The organism is Dellaglioa sp. CoH-55-MRSF-8 (genome assembly GCF_056782195.1).
Genome location: NZ_JBXAYH010000001.1, coordinates 322,200 through 337,395, shown reverse-complemented (window position 1 = coordinate 337,395; position 15,196 = coordinate 322,200). Strand labels below are relative to the sequence as shown.

General features: G+C 37.4%; 8 protein-coding genes. 3 read left to right on the top strand and 5 right to left on the bottom strand.

What is annotated here, in order from left to right; all coding sequences use genetic code 11:
* Positions 1 to 58 precede the first annotated feature (58 nt).
* The 3 genes from AC1RPW_RS01560 to AC1RPW_RS01550 are packed head-to-tail and all read left to right on the top strand — an operon-like array spanning position 59 to position 5,504.
* On the top strand, positions 59 to 1,921 hold the full coding sequence (locus tag AC1RPW_RS01560; RefSeq protein WP_481760889.1) for a TerB N-terminal domain-containing protein: 1,863 nt from the start codon (positions 59 to 61) through the stop codon (positions 1,919 to 1,921).
* A complete protein-coding gene (locus AC1RPW_RS01555) occupies positions 1,918 to 3,249 on the top strand; it encodes an ATP-binding protein (RefSeq protein WP_481760890.1) in 1,332 nt (443 codons plus the stop codon). The genes AC1RPW_RS01560 and AC1RPW_RS01555 overlap by 4 nt, the downstream gene beginning before the upstream one ends.
* A gap of 11 nt (positions 3,250 to 3,260) precedes the next feature.
* Positions 3,261 to 5,504: a DEAD/DEAH box helicase gene (locus tag AC1RPW_RS01550; RefSeq protein ID WP_481760891.1), complete on the top strand. Its 2,244-nt coding sequence runs from the start codon at positions 3,261 to 3,263 to the stop codon at positions 5,502 to 5,504.
* Between the two features lie 406 nt (positions 5,505 to 5,910).
* On the opposite strand, the gene AC1RPW_RS01545 is transcribed toward AC1RPW_RS01550, so the two are convergent.
* From AC1RPW_RS01545 to AC1RPW_RS01525, 5 genes are all read right to left on the bottom strand, one after another.
* The gene (locus tag AC1RPW_RS01545) at positions 5,911 to 7,035 is read right to left on the bottom strand and encodes an MFS transporter (protein WP_481761137.1); all 1,125 of its coding nucleotides are present in this window, start codon (positions 7,033 to 7,035) and stop codon (positions 5,911 to 5,913) included.
* Positions 7,036 to 7,384: 349 nt separating this feature from the next.
* A complete protein-coding gene (locus tag AC1RPW_RS01540) occupies positions 7,385 to 8,806 on the bottom strand; it encodes a carboxylesterase family protein (protein WP_481760892.1) in 1,422 nt (473 codons plus the stop codon).
* Between the two features lie 224 nt (positions 8,807 to 9,030).
* On the bottom strand, positions 9,031 to 9,459 hold the full coding sequence (locus AC1RPW_RS01535; RefSeq protein ID WP_481760893.1) for a nuclear transport factor 2 family protein: 429 nt from the start codon (positions 9,457 to 9,459) through the stop codon (positions 9,031 to 9,033).
* The gene (locus AC1RPW_RS01530; protein ID WP_481760894.1) at positions 9,456 to 9,626 is read right to left on the bottom strand and encodes a hypothetical protein; all 171 of its coding nucleotides are present in this window, start codon (positions 9,624 to 9,626) and stop codon (positions 9,456 to 9,458) included. The genes AC1RPW_RS01535 and AC1RPW_RS01530 overlap by 4 nt, the downstream gene beginning before the upstream one ends.
* A gap of 350 nt (positions 9,627 to 9,976) precedes the next feature.
* Positions 9,977 to 14,926, bottom strand: coding sequence for a MucBP domain-containing protein (locus AC1RPW_RS01525; RefSeq protein WP_481760895.1), 4,950 nt, complete (start codon positions 14,924 to 14,926; stop codon positions 9,977 to 9,979).
* Positions 14,927 to 15,196: the final 270 nt, after the last annotated feature.

Here is a 15,196-nt window from a genome sequence, read left to right as displayed (position 1 = left end):
AAATATTTAGGACGTATGGCTACCAACCTTATAAATAACAGAATACTCTGGTGAAAACATGAATTTATCTGAATTAGTACTATACGCCAAGGAAAAATATAATATTATCGAACAATACAAATGGCCTAAATTCCCTAGTTTTTCGGTGTTGGTAGATCCCAGCACAAATAAATGGGTGGCTGTTTTGATGCGTCAAAAAAACGCTACTTCTGGTGATAATATCGAGCGTTGTGACATCAAATACGCACAGGAAATACCAACTGATATTTTACCGTCTTACCTTTCGTCACCTTTTCGAATGCGCGGTCCGAAGTGGTTAGGCGTCCATTTTGACGACAGCACAGACCCAGATGTTATATATCGTATTTTTGATAATGCACTTGAAAAGAACGAACAAAGCGGTAATACGATTGTTCTAAACGCCGAACCTGAACCTATACAACAGCAACAATACCACGCGGTTCCTCTGACGTTTAAGGGAATGACTTCTGATGTCAAAGAAAATAAAATTCCTGAAAAAATGATAAAAATGAGCCAACTCTATGCTTACGGTGATAACTCTTTCAAGCAAAAATGCCGGAATTTTTATGTCCAAGGACAATTTATGGCCGACTACGAAGATGTTTTCTCCTACAATGTCGACATACACCGCTACTTTACAACCTACCATGATCTTGGTTTGAAACAATTACGCGGCTATTTTAGTTGGCGAACAAACATCCGAAAAGGCATTTATAAAAAAATCACGACCTCACTTGCATACCTATATTTGTATGAGTTGGTTAATGGCATAGGCACATCATCCGTGATAGACAGCCTACAAAAAATAAAAGCATTTGAAATCAATTATCTGGACTCCGGTATTGGAGATAATCGTATACGCTTAAACAGCCATAAATGGTTGTTTGAACTAGCAGTAATAAATGGTATAGAACCAGACACGACGTATCAGTACGCTGATACCGAAAAATTACAAAGAGATAATGCAATCATGATTTTAGGTGATCCAGAAAAGCATGAAGACAAAGCAGTATTTGATGCGCTTTGTCTTTTTGGAAGACATAAAATTTTGGCATCAGCTGTCCTTAAAAAACATGAAAAACACGGCACACAGTTATTCGCTCAAGTGTGGCGAACAGCTATAAAAATGGATAATAACTTATTTTCTGCGTGCTTTGGCACAATACATTCTCATCTTTGGTACCCTCTAGGCAACGCCGTATATTACCAAGTAACGCCACAACAGCCACTTATATACAAGTTGAATGATATCCGAAAATATACCTACAAAGATAATGCGTGGTACGAACAGAGTTACCAAAAATTTAACTTTCATCAAGAAAAGTTAGATGGTCTTTTGCGTGAAACAGATCGTATGTTACGACTTTATTTAAAAACTGGTTATCCTTTAAAAGCACGAGATGCAGAAACCTGGGCAGCACCGTACGTTAAAACTGTCATTGCAGCTGACCGTGATTCTCGTTTGAAAGCAGATAAGCCTAAGGTTACCATTCAATTTTCAAATTTAGATAAAATTAGAAGCGATGCGTTTGAAACACGAGACAGTTTGTTAACTGACGAAGAAAAAGATACTTCTGAAAACGTATTACCAAAGCATAATAACATATTGCCATCCACTGAACAGACTGGCCTCGAAAAAATACCTGTTATTGATTCAGAGCCTACGCTGTCACTAAGCAAGACCCAGTTAGAATTATTAAGCTTATTAGTTCGAGGCGAATCTGTCACAGACATGATCCGTGATATGCATGGCATGCCTGAAGTGATTACCGACACGTTAAATGAAACGCTTTTTGATGACATCGGCGACTCAGCTCTACAATGTGACGGCGATACCATCTTTCTTATTGAAGACTATCGGGACGATTTAATTGAAATAATTAGGAGAAATATGAAATGACAAAACAAACTCAAAAAGTACCAAAGCGCATTGCACAAACAGTATTAAATTCCTTAAAGGGTGGTGTTGTCCCTAGAATTGGACTACCTTACGTTACGGTGGGTAGAAAAAATGAAATTCAGGCACTTTTACACGATGTCGATATCATATCAGAAGGCGGTGCATCTTTTCGCTTCGTTGTTGGTAGATATGGCTCAGGTAAAAGTTTTCTGATGCAAACGATTCGTAATTACGTGATGAACAGTGGCTTTATTGTTGTCGATGCAGATTTATCACCAGAACGACGTCTTCAAGGATCAAAAGGTCAAGGTCTTGCAACCTATCGCGAATTAATTAGTAATCTATCTACAAAAACAAAACCTGAAGGTGGTGCACTTAACTTAATTTTGGATCGTTGGATTAGCAGCGTTCAAACAAAAGCAGCCAGCGACAGTGGCCTAACCCCAGGTGATCCTCGGTTGACTGCGATGGTAGATCAAAATATTTACACAGTCACTTCCTCAGTCAGTGAACTTGTATACGGCTTTGAATTTGCTAAATTACTTTCTTCCTATTATCATGCCTATGTCAACGCCGACGATGAACTGAAAGCAAAAGTCATCCGCTGGTTCCGTGGGGAATATGCTTTAAAACGTGAAGCCAAAAAGGACTTAGATATTAATATTATTATTACAGATGATAATTGGTATGAATATTTAAAACTTTTCGCTGCTTTCTTTAGATTAGCTGGTTATTCTGGCATGCTAATTATGATTGACGAGCTGGTAAATATCTATAAGATTCCAAATAGTATCACGCGTCAATATAATTATGAAAAACTGTTAACGATGTACAATGACACACTGCAAGGTAAAGCTAAATATCTTGGTATCATCATGGGAACTACTCCACAAGCTATAGAAGATAAACGTCGCGGTGTTTATAGTTATGAGGCCCTGCGTTCTCGTCTAGCTGAAGGTAAGTTTTCAAAACCAGGCGCTAGAGATTTGTTGGCCCCGGTCATCAAGTTAGAACCATTAACAGCTGAAGAGATGCTAATTCTATGTGAAAAGTTGGCTATTATGCATGCAGATCTCTATAGTTATGAAAAAAAGATGACAGACGATAACCTCGCCACCTTTATCCGAATTGAATATGAACGCATCGGAGCAGATTTAAATATTACCCCACGCGAGATTATCCGTGATTTCATTGAGGTATTAGACATTTTATATCAAAATCCAAATCTATCCATTGACACAATATTTGATTCTGATGAGTTTTCTTATGCCAAATCAGAGGCTGTTTCTAACAAAGTGGCTGACAATTTTTCTGAATTTACAATTTGAGAGGTATTCACATGGATATATATAACCGATATGCGCCTTTTATTCAAGACTACATTTACCGGTCTGGCTGGCGAACCCTGCGCGCTGTTCAAAATGCGGCCGGAGATGCCATTTTTAACACAGATAAGAATGTTCTTTTAACGGCATCTACTGCTTCTGGGAAAACGGAAGCTGCTTTTTTCCCTATTCTAAGCCTACTTGATGAACAACCATCAAGCTCAGTTGGAGTACTGTATATTGCCCCCTTAAAGGCTTTGATCAATGACCAATTTGGTCGATTAAATGAGCTTTGTGAAGAAGCTGATATTCCAGTCACACGTTGGCATGGGGATGCCCCTCGAAGTCAAAAGCAAAAATTACTACGCAAACCAGCCGGTATTTTACAAATTACACCGGAGTCCTTAGAGGCTTTGATGATAAACAAGTCTATGGAAATCCCTGCCCTTTTTGGTGATTTACGCTTTATTGTCATTGATGAGATACATTCACTTTTACGTTCGGATCGTGGTGGACAAACCTTTTCGCTAATTGAACGCCTCTGTCGACTATCGGGCAGTAATCCAAGACGAATAGGATTATCAGCTACAATCGGAAATCCAAAAGCAGCGGGTAAATTTCTTGCCGCAGGTAGTGGCAGAGAAACTATCATCCCAAAGTTTGACGGTGGAAAAGAAGTATGGCGACTGTCAATCGAACACTTTTTTAATTCAGAACCACAAGCTAACGAGACGATAAATAGCGTGATAACAGCCCCACCTACCTCTGCTTTAGAACCTGCCACAGATAAAGCTCCAAAGGCAGCAAATCCAGGTATAGGCTATATTTTTGAACATACACGTGGCAAAAAATGCCTCATTTTTACTAACTCGCGAGAAGAGTGTGAATTAGTCTGTCAAAATTTACGGCAGTACTGTGAAGTCAACAACGAACCGGATCGTTTTCTTATTCATCACGGAAACCTTTCAACAGCCTATCGAGAAAGTGCTGAAGAAGCCATGAAAGATGCTGATTCTCTCATGAGCGTCTGTGCCACCGCAACACTAGAACTTGGTATCGACATTGGTAGACTAGAACGCGCCTTTCAGCTAGATGCACCATTTACGGTTTCCGGATTTTTACAGCGTATGGGCAGAACCGGCAGAAGAGGTGACCCTTCTGAAATGTGGTTTGTTATGCGCGAAGACCACCCAGAAGCTCGTGCTATGCTACCAGATTTGGTGCCCTGGTACCTTATTCAGGGTATCGCTCTCGTACAATTATATATCGAAGAACGTTTTGTAGAACCACCCAAAACAGACAAATTGCCTTTTTCCCTGCTTTATCACCAAACAATGAGTACATTGGCATCATCTGGCGAAATGACACTTGCTGAACTTGCTTCACGCGTCCTAACGCTTTCTGCTTTTCATCGAATTAATCAAGAGGACTTCGGAACTTTACTGCGTCATCTGATCACAATCGATCATATCAATCGTACCGAAAATGGCGGTGTAATTGTTGGTCTTGCTGGTGAACGTATTGTTAACAACTACAAATTTTATGGGGTCTTTCAAGAAAACATCGAATATACAGTCCGTGCAGGATCAGAAGAGTTAGGTACAATTGTCAAGCCACCACCAGTCAGTGACAAGATTGCCATAGCAGGACGTGTATGGGTTGTCGATGAAGTTGATCACAAACGTCGTGAGGTATACTGTACGCTCGTTAAAGGTAACAAACCAGCCTACTTTGGAGATGTCGCTGGGGATATTCACACCAGAATCCTAGAACGTATGCACGATGTCCTTGCAGAGCAAAAAGACTATTCCTACTTAATGCCACAAGCTAGAGGCCGTCTAGCAGAAGCCAGAGAAACGTTTAAAAAGGCAGAAATGGCTAATCGTCCACTGGTTCATCTTGGTGGCAAAATGTGGGCATTGTTTCCATGGCTTGGCAGTTACGCGTTCCTTGCGCTTGAGCGGTTTCTGAAAATCCGTTGTGGTAAACGTCTTGGGTTGAAAGGCATGAATTCATCACGACCATATTACCTACAATTTACCATGTCTGTCAGTGAAGCAGAATTTTATAAAATCGTAGCAGAAGAAGCAGCTACCGATTTTGATCCTTTGGCATTGGTATATGAAAAAGAAGTGCCTGTTTTTGAAAAATATGATGAATATGTACCAGAAGAATTAATTCGTAAAGGATTTGCAAACGGTATCTTAGATCTCAAAGGAATGCAAAATCGCGTGCTTAGTTGGCAAAAACATCTCTAAACAGAGATTCTAAAGTATCAATGTGATAATAAACTAATTAGTTATCTACTTCAACAACGCTACTAAATCATCCGGCACATGACGTGGTCCTCTGATAGAGGTCGCGCCATGTTTTTTTAATTTCTCTAAGGTAAATGCTTGCTCATCATACGTTGTTATCAAATGTAAATGCATCATATACTTCATCGAAATATGCTTATCATGATGCGGATAAGCATCCTTGGCTTTGACAACTAAACATTTATAAATGATCGCTTAAATTGGCGCCGTAACAGACACACAAACAACATCATTTTCTTTAATATATATGTATAAAAAAGAAGGCTCGCATTACGAGCCTTCTTTTTTTGAAAACTTGAAAGTTTCCGAGACTATTCAAATTAAGTTCATCACATTTTTCCTAGTACTAATCATGTCTAATCGCACTGTTCAAATTCTTATGATTAAAAAAATAGATACTAAAAGCTACTGGAACAATTAAAATCATAACTGGAAAAAGTAATTTTATTGGTAAAATATTTGTAATAATGCCACCTAGAATTGGTCCTAAAGACATTCCTATGTCACTCCCCAAATAGTAAGTTGCAGTAGCCAGCCCCTGTTCTTGCAAAGGCGCTAATAATAGAGCTGTAGACTGGCAAACAGAAACCATTGTTCCAAACCCAATGGCCATCAAAGCCGCAGCTAACGCCATCTCTAAATTGTTATGCATTATGGTTAAGAAAAAAAGATAGCCCACAGTCACAATCATACAGATATAAAACCAAACACCAAAGGGAATACTGTCAAAATAGTTTTTTAATAAAATTCGACTAAAAATCAAAACAATTGAATAAATTACAAAAAATAAGCTAACAGTAATATTTAGATTACTTGCTCGAACATACATTACAATGTCAGCCTGGACCGCAAAATATGGAATAGAAATTAAAGCAAAAATTGATGCAACTGGTAATGCACTTCGTTGAATCAGCTTAAAATGTGTCGCTTCCTTACGAACGAAAGATGGCATGGCTCGATTATCAATAAACTGAATTGTGATTACCACGGCAATCGCACTGACAGCGGCCAAAAGAAAAATCATTTTATACCCTACTTTTTGATATATCTCAAGTGACAAAACTGGGGCAACTGCCATAGAAAGAGCGTTTACCAACCCATAATACCCCATCGCCGCACCAACACGTTGGCGCGGCACCAAGAAAGCCAACCAGGTTGCCAAGCATACAGTGCATAAGACAAAACCAACCCCATTAATGACTCTAAAAAAGAATAACCAAGCAGTATTAAAAGAAAACATATATCCAAAATCACTAATGGCACATAGAATACCACCAATAAATGTTAACCCATATTTTGATATTTTATCGGTAAGATTTCCAGCAATAGGTCTTAAAAATAATGAAGTAATACTCATAATACCAACAATTAAACCTGCTAGAGTACTAGTAATACCTAAATGTGTAACATAGCCACTGATTAACGGATTTACCGACTGAATACTAAATTGATAGAAAAAAGTGGCTATCATTACATAAATAACGTCTTTAGAAATAAATGTTTTTCGGTCCAAGTCCTTGTATCTCCCTTTATTCGTTCTAAGTCCAAGAAAATCCTCAAATGTTTCACAATAATATATAGTTTTCTCCACCAATTATTCAGAAATGCAAAATCTATAATTAATCCGAACAAAATTTAAAAGGTCAAAAAATTATGTCTTGCTATCAAAAACAATCACCGCTAGTTTTAGCTTTCGGTCGTCTGCGGAAGCGAGAAGCCAACACATCTTTAAACTGTTGTCATACTTGTTATCTCCAAAAAACACCAATTTGAGTCAGCTAGCCAACAATGAATTGACCTCCACTTTTTGCTATAAACTATTAAGGACGGTCTATTCCTTTAAATATTTCAAGAATATCCAAACTATGTTCTGTAGCATTATAAGGCATGTTTCCAATTCCTTTAGCACTTATTTTATCTACTTTAACAGCGTCCCAAGTAAGATCGGAATGACCTTCCGCCATATCTAATAACGTGTCTTTAATATAATTGTCCCGATCAATTTGTTCTTGACTGGCATTAGGGCTAATCTGTCCAACAATGCCGTACATCTCTGTTCCATGGACAGCGACTTCCGCTCCTTTGACAGGTGCAACAACTAACACATGTGATGTTCCACCTGCATTAGCATGAGCCACTGCTCCACGAATTTGAGGTAATGTAAAGGATAAATGCGTTAATAATAATCCCCTTACCTCTACAGGCTTCAAAGTATCATCAGCAAAGGAATTGATTACTTGCTGGGCTCTAGATAAAGGAATACGCATACTGTGGGCAAATTGCTCTGTAAGCCTGTCAAGGGTCACTGGATCAAAATCTTTTGTCCGATTTAAGACCCAATAAAAAGTTTCTTCTGTGGTACTACTAAATAGAATATCTACATCTTTGTGTTTCCCAGATTCAAGAACATGCATCGGGTGATCAGCTATAACCCCATTTATTAGTTGACTATCGTCAGTAACAGCTATCACATCATTGTCAATGCCATGTGGAGTACCCGGATCAGGTGATTGAGTTGCATTCATTGCTTCAGCTAATTCATAAGCATCGACCTGTAATAAGTGCTCTGGATTATTAACACAGTCAAAATGTTTTAACACTTTTAGAGCACGCTCTTGCGCCACCCATTGAGGCACTAATCGAGAAGGCATACCAGAAAAAGCTGCTAAATGATGATAAAGATTGTCAGCACTAGGCGCTGATAATAGTTCTAATGATGAAAAAGCACCTGCACTATGTCCCGTAACTGTGACATTATTAGCATCACCGCCAAAATAAGCAATATTTTTTTGAATCCATTTAAGAGCCGTTATTATATCTTTAAGACCAAGGTTAGTTGCATCTTTTAATTTACCACCATACTGTGCTAGTGATAACCAACCAAACGGTCCAAGGCGATAATTAATAGAAACGCCTATCACACGACCAGTACTAGCTAGTCCTGATACGTCAGAAACTGCTTGTGTATTTGATCCTAACACCCAGCCACCACCAAAAATATAAACAACAACTGGTAATGGTTCCTCCCCCATGTCTTCAGGGGCCCAAATATTAAGGTTTAGACAATCTTCGCTAAGTCCGCTAACGGCTCCCAGCCAACTTGTATCGCCAGCCTGCAAAGGTGCTGGTCCATACTTAACATACTGCTTTGTTTCATCAAAAGGAACCAACTCTGGTTCAGCAAATCTTTCAGCTTTGGCATAGGGAACGCCTAACCAACTGTGTACTTTATGTGTCGTCATTTCTATCTACTCCAATTTAAATTATTTATGTTATCTGACTGATTATTCCGATTTGTATTAATAATTATTCTTGTAAAACTTTTTCGCAACATCAAGGTCAATGCGAAGCAAACTCTATTTTGTCGGCATTCTTTTGTAAATCACTAATTGTGTATATTTTGTGCCTTCAAAATAGTTAAGAGAACTGTTTCAGTATATCGTGAATAAAGGTTAACTTCACCTTTTTAAACAATACTTTTAGCTTTACCAAAATCCATATCCATTGGTCGAATAAATGACCAAGTTGAGTGGATTACTTTCCAGCCATCTTCTTCTTTTTGATAAACTTCAATACAATTGTATTGCATATCAATCAACGTCGTTTTTGCATATAGTTGATATGTTAAAACAGCCATATCATCGACTGCTTGCACTCGTGGATATTCAAAATCGTAACTGTCAGCAAATAGTTTTCCTTCAACATTAGCTAAAACTGATTCTTTTATGTCTTCATAACTATCAACACGTCTTTTAACAGCACCGTCAAAATACGAAAACTGTTTTTGTGACCAAATATTTAGGTAACCCGAAGTGTCCCCTTTGAACCACTTATCCAACGCACCCTTTTCTAGTGCAATAATCTCTTCATTTAATTTGTTATTTGTATTAATCATTTTTTCTCCTTATTTATAAATTGGTCAGATTTCATGCCATAGCGATGTGCCTCTTGAATATCTCCCAGTTTGAATACCTTTTCAAGGTCTCTACTGAACCCCCCATCATGATAAAAACCTGCTGATCTTTTTTTAATTGACTTTTTTTGAAGTGGCATAAGCTTCATCAACAGCCTCAATAATTAGTACTTGCGGTATATTATCAACATAGACTATCTCGTTACGTCACAGTCAACCAAAAAGCATTAATTGAATCCGCTTAAGTATATTGACTATCCTTAAGCGTAACAGGTTACAATTTTTAAGAATAATTCCCGCGTTAACATTATTCTTCATTTTGATACCATTTATTGGTGTTGGCAACATTTACACGACCGAATTATGTTTGAATTCTCTTTGAAAATAAAAAAAGAAAGACCAATTCGAAAATGAATTGGTCTTTCCAAAATTTACCCACCAACACTCGTTGACATAGGGGTCTTAAGACTTCTTCTACTCATTCTATAATCTTAGAATTTTACTTTTTAGCCTTTTTTGATTTTTTTCTACCTATCATAAAGATAACTGATGTTGCGAGTAATGCAGCACCTAATAACGTTACCAAAAGACTTGTTGCCTCATTTGTTTGAGGAAGATTTCCTGTATCACTCTTTGTATTATTTGCTTTGCTTACTGTATTTGAGTGAGTGTTTCCTTCAGGAACATCCGTCAACGTTTCTGTTGTTGTATTTCCTTTTGAATTATCTGTTGGTGGTGTTACCGGCGGTGTCACTACTGTTTTATCTTCATCTTTAACATAAACATACGTGACTGTTTGTGCCGTATCCGTGAAGATACCTTTAGCATTACTTGGCGCCTCTTTCAACATCCAACCTGAAAGTTGTTTCTCTTTAGATGTATATGCGTCACCAATCTTACCAGAGAATGTTACTGAAGCTGATAATTCATTACCATCTTTATCAACATATTTTACAGTGACATCTTTAGCAGCTGATCTCGTATAAACATACGTAACTGTTTGAGTCTTATCTGTAAATGTTCCTTCTGCATTTTTAGGAGTCGTTTTAACATTCCAACCTGCAATACGTTTAGCAGTTGTCTTGTATGAATCTCCTAATTTACCAGAAAGATTATCTGGTGTTGCTAGCTCGTTGCCTTTTTCATCTACATACTTAACTGTTACAGCTTCAGCATCTGTTTTTTCATACACATACGTAACTGTTTGGGCTTTATCCGTAAATGTTCCGTTGGCGTTACTTGGCGTTTCTTTTAACGTCCAACCTACTAATTCCTTAGCGGTTGTCTTGTAGTCAGCGTCAATTTTACCAGATAAAACATCTGATGTTGCTAACTCGTTACCTTTTCCATCTACATATTTGACCGTCACATCAGCTGCATCTGCTTTTTCATACACATACGTAACCGTTTGTGCAGCATCTGTGAATATTCCTTGTGCATTCTTTGGTACTTCTTTTAACGTCCAACCTGATAATACTTTGGCATCAGTTGTATAAGCATCCCCAACTTTTCCTGAAAGCGTATCAGCTTTAGTTAAATCATTCCCACTTCCATCAACATATCTAACTGTAACAGGGACAGCATCTGCTTTTTCATACACATACTTAACTGTCTGAGCTTTATCCGTAAATACTCCCGTTGCGTTTTCAGGTATTTCTTTTAATGTCCATCCTGAAATATTTTTAGCGGTTGTACTATATGGATTTGATACTTTTCCTGAAAGCACATCTGATTTAGCTAATTCATTTCCGTCTACATCAACGTATTTAACCGTGATATCAGCTGCATCCGCTTTTTCATACACATATGTGACTGTTTGTGCGGTCTCTGTAAATGTCCCACTTGCATTCGTTGGTGTTTCTTTCAACGTCCATCCTGAAATATTTTTAGCAGTTGTACTGTATGGATTTGATACTTTTCCTGAAAGTACATCTGATGTTGCTAATTCTTTTCCATCTGCATCGACATACTTAACTGTAACGTCAGCCGCATCCGCTCTTTCGTAGACATATGTGACTGTTTGTTTATCAGCAGTAAACTTACCACTTGCGTTACTTGGTGTTTCTTTCAATGTCCATCCTGAAATAACAGCAGCATCTGATGTATAAACATCACCAAAATCACCAGTAAGTTCTTTTGAATCAGCTACCGATTTACCATTTTCATCGACATATTTAACAGTCACTGGTGCAGAAGTTTTCTTATAAACATAGTTAACTGTTACTGCATCAGCCCCAAACTTACCAGAAACGTTACCTTCTACTTTTACAAAGTCGTAACCTGAAATCTCTTTTTGAGTTGTCGTATATGGATCATCGAAGTACCCACTTTGGACAACATCATCAGCAAGTTTATTACCATCTACATCTACATAATTTGCAGTAACATCAGCGCTAGCACGAATTAATTGTGTGCCTATTGCACCAGTTTCAACAACTTGCAACTTGTTAATTGCGATACCAAAACTGTTGTAAGCACCACGTGTTTCTTGAACAGCGCGTGACACTTTCGTTGTTTCAGCTGGTTTATTACTAATTAATGTTGAATCTGAAATTTCAGATTCTTTAGGCGCAACTAGATCAAATGATAATGTAACTCCCTTACCTTGGGCCCATTCAACTCCGTCATTAAGCGTAATTTTGTATGAATGAATGGTTGACCAATCAGCTACTTTATCAGCTGTTACCCAAGTTGCATCTTCAGCCCCAGTTGGGTCAACAATTTTAGCCGTTCCTGCTGGATAATTTGTATTCTTATCTAATATACCGGCACGTTTAGGATTTTTAGATGTACTATATAAAACAGTCATCTTATTTTCCCATGCACTTGGTAAAGTAATGGCCCCATCTAATTTCATTTCATAAGCCGAATTACGTGCTGCACCATCGGTAATATTTGAATCTCCGACAGATGGTAAAACATCTAAGAACTGCATTGATGTAATTTTATCATCTGTATTATTTGTTAATGTTGCTTGATAAGTGGCTTTTTTGCCGACTGTAACATTACCTAAATCGCCAAACTTATCATCTTTATCACCTTTAATACTTGCATCAACATCAATATTTGATTCTTGATTTAACACATATGAATTACCTGTTTTAATAATTGGTGTGTCTGTTTTACCATCTTTATCAATATCATCTGTATCAACAGATTTTACTGTATCCGTTAAAAGTGGTTCATCACCTGTCGGTTTCACAGCTGTATAATCAGTATCACCAATTGTTCCTGTCATGTTAAATGTCATATTAGGTGTCGCATCTTTTGAAATATTAATTTTAAATTGACCATTAAGGAATTTACCGGCTACTAATTTGTCGCCATTCATTGTTACTTTAACGAGTTGTCTTCCAGTACCTTTGTAATCCTTATCATATAATTCAGCGCTATAGTTCGTTGAAGCAACGCTTTCTTTGAACGTTACACCTGTTGGTAATAGCACATAACTCAGATAAGGTCCTGATAAAGGTGAAATTGATGCCTTATTATTTTCTATTGAAGTTAAGACAGTATTTTCACCTTCATTAACTGTACTTCCGACTGTATTTAGTAAACTAACTGAAGCTTTAACAACTTTTGTTTCACCGGTTGTTTTTGCTGCGACTTCAACGTGACGAGGCGCAATTCGATCTGTATAAACCTGACCATTTTCACCCTTAAATGCCTCTGCCCATGGGTTAGATGTGTAATCAACATATCGAGCTGCTTCAAAACCTGTTTCATCAGGTGCCTGAACGCCATAGAAAGTCATATCCATTTTATTAGTTATTTGACCAGTGAATCCTTTATCAATCGTTGCGTTAACTTTCATCCCGCTATTATACAATCCAGCTGGAGCCATTTTAACGGTTTTTTTACTTTCTGGATCATAGGTTGCAGATGCAGCTATGTCTCTATTTGCTGGAACTTTTGTTATCTTCTCATCATGGAACCACAGCCAAATATTAGCCACTTTTTTCCCATCCGGAATACCTAACTGAGCACGTGTGTAATTGGCGTTAGTCTTCATATCCATATTGAGTAATGTCCAGTTATCATCAACTTTTCCATCTGTTTCGTATTTTACCAACATAGCAAATGGTACTTTAGCTTTTGTTGGTGAAAAAGTTGGTAAATTATTGTTTGGCATGTAATAAAAATTACCCGTTGTAAAACTATCAAGATTTAAATGCGTATCCACATCATAATAAATATTATAATAAGAAAATCCAATATAAGGTGATGTCGCATTTTGTGAGGATAATGTTAATCCATAACTTAGATAAGCATCATCGTTAACTGTCACATCCGGGTCAATTAATGTAGCTGATGCCACGCCACCGTTTCCATCTTTTGGTCCTAAATGATTAGTTGGAAATGCTGATCCACCAGGAATTGGAATTGGAACTTCCTTAGGATCATTGGGCATAACCATAACCGTTGATTTAATTGGTGCTGTACTATTTACACTACCATCAAGGAAAGTTGCTGTTGAACTCACTGTATTCGTTATCTGTGAATAATAGGCAGCCTTGTCAGTTACTTTTGCTTGGATAGTCACATTTTTTTCAAAGAAATCAGTCACAGCTGCTTTTTGTTCAGCGTAACTTGGTGCTGTATATTCCCAGGTTAATGTTCTACCATCTGTACTGACACTCGGTTCTTGTGCGCCATCTTTTACACCATAGTAGTCTATTCCAGCGCCTAATTTATAGGTCACGTTAACTTTAGAACCTTCTTTAACATACAGTGCGCCTAATTCCTTTTTCGGCGCACTAACCCCTACACCATAGTTTACAATATCGCCACGATTAGGATTATTATATGTTTGTCCTTCAATACTAGTAACTTTATTTGTCATAGCATAATTATTATTTGCTGTTATATTAATTGAAGTTTTAGAATCATAGCTTTTATTTTCGCCATTCTGATCCGTTCCAGTAAATGTTGCTGCTGTGTCTAATTTTGTATTAGGCATAATTGCGCCATTTGCTGTTCCTATTTTTATAATTACTTTATTTGCTGTTCTTGCATTAAGCGTATCAAAATGATAATTCAATACACCTTTATCTTTATCATAAATTGGTGTGACGCCCGCAATTTTAAGTTCTGATAAATCTTGCGTAAATGTCATATTTTCATTTAAATTACTTGGTAACGTAACCTTTATATCGGCATTGGTAAATGAGGTGTTCTTACCTGAAATTTTAAAATATAAATTAAAATTAGCCAATTGGCCAGCTTCAATCGTATCTTTCTGTGCTTCAACTGTAAGATCCGTATTTGTATCTCCAGTACGAGTCATACCTGTCTCTGCTTTTGTCGCTTTTTTAGCAGTTGACGCCGTAGCTGCTTTTGAAGATGACGTTTCTGTCGTTGGATTAAGGTCCTGCGCAAACACAGAAGATAATGGTAATTGCGTGAACAACGTTATCATTGTTGTTGCGATAGTTAGCCCCTTTTTCATTTGTCATGCCCCCTTGTAAGTAATAACCTATTAAATAATATGCCGCCCCCGGCACAAATTAATTGTAACATCACAACAATCTTATGTAAACGTTTACGGCTTGCACTATTTAATCGTCTTTCCAAAAAAATAAAAGGGCATCGAAATCCTATTAAAAATGGATTTTAATGCCCTTTTATACTACCGTAATTCTAACTTACCACATTTATTAAATCAGACGTGGTCATTTAGAAATAAAACGTTCGGAACCAACTATGTTCACCCTCATAT

What these genes read in the sequence shown, in the direction of transcription:
- AC1RPW_RS01535 (WP_481760893.1), bottom strand. Translation starts at nt 9,459, where the DNA reads ATGATTAATACAAATAACAAATTAAATGAAGAGATTATTGCACTAGAA.
- AC1RPW_RS01530 (WP_481760894.1), bottom strand. Translation starts at nt 9,626, where the DNA reads ATGAAGCTTATGCCACTTCAAAAAAAGTCAATTAAAAAAAGATCAGCA.
- AC1RPW_RS01555 (WP_481760890.1), top strand. Translation starts at nt 1,918, where the DNA reads ATGACAAAACAAACTCAAAAAGTACCAAAGCGCATTGCACAAACAGTA.
- AC1RPW_RS01560 (WP_481760889.1), top strand. Translation starts at nt 59, where the DNA reads ATGAATTTATCTGAATTAGTACTATACGCCAAGGAAAAATATAATATT.
- AC1RPW_RS01545 (WP_481761137.1), bottom strand. Translation starts at nt 7,035, where the DNA reads ATGATAGCCACTTTTTTCTATCAATTTAGTATTCAGTCGGTAAATCCG.
- AC1RPW_RS01550 (WP_481760891.1), top strand. Translation starts at nt 3,261, where the DNA reads ATGGATATATATAACCGATATGCGCCTTTTATTCAAGACTACATTTAC.
- AC1RPW_RS01525 (WP_481760895.1), bottom strand. Translation starts at nt 14,926, where the DNA reads ATGAAAAAGGGGCTAACTATCGCAACAACAATGATAACGTTGTTCACG.
- AC1RPW_RS01540 (WP_481760892.1), bottom strand. Translation starts at nt 8,806, where the DNA reads ATGACGACACATAAAGTACACAGTTGGTTAGGCGTTCCCTATGCCAAA.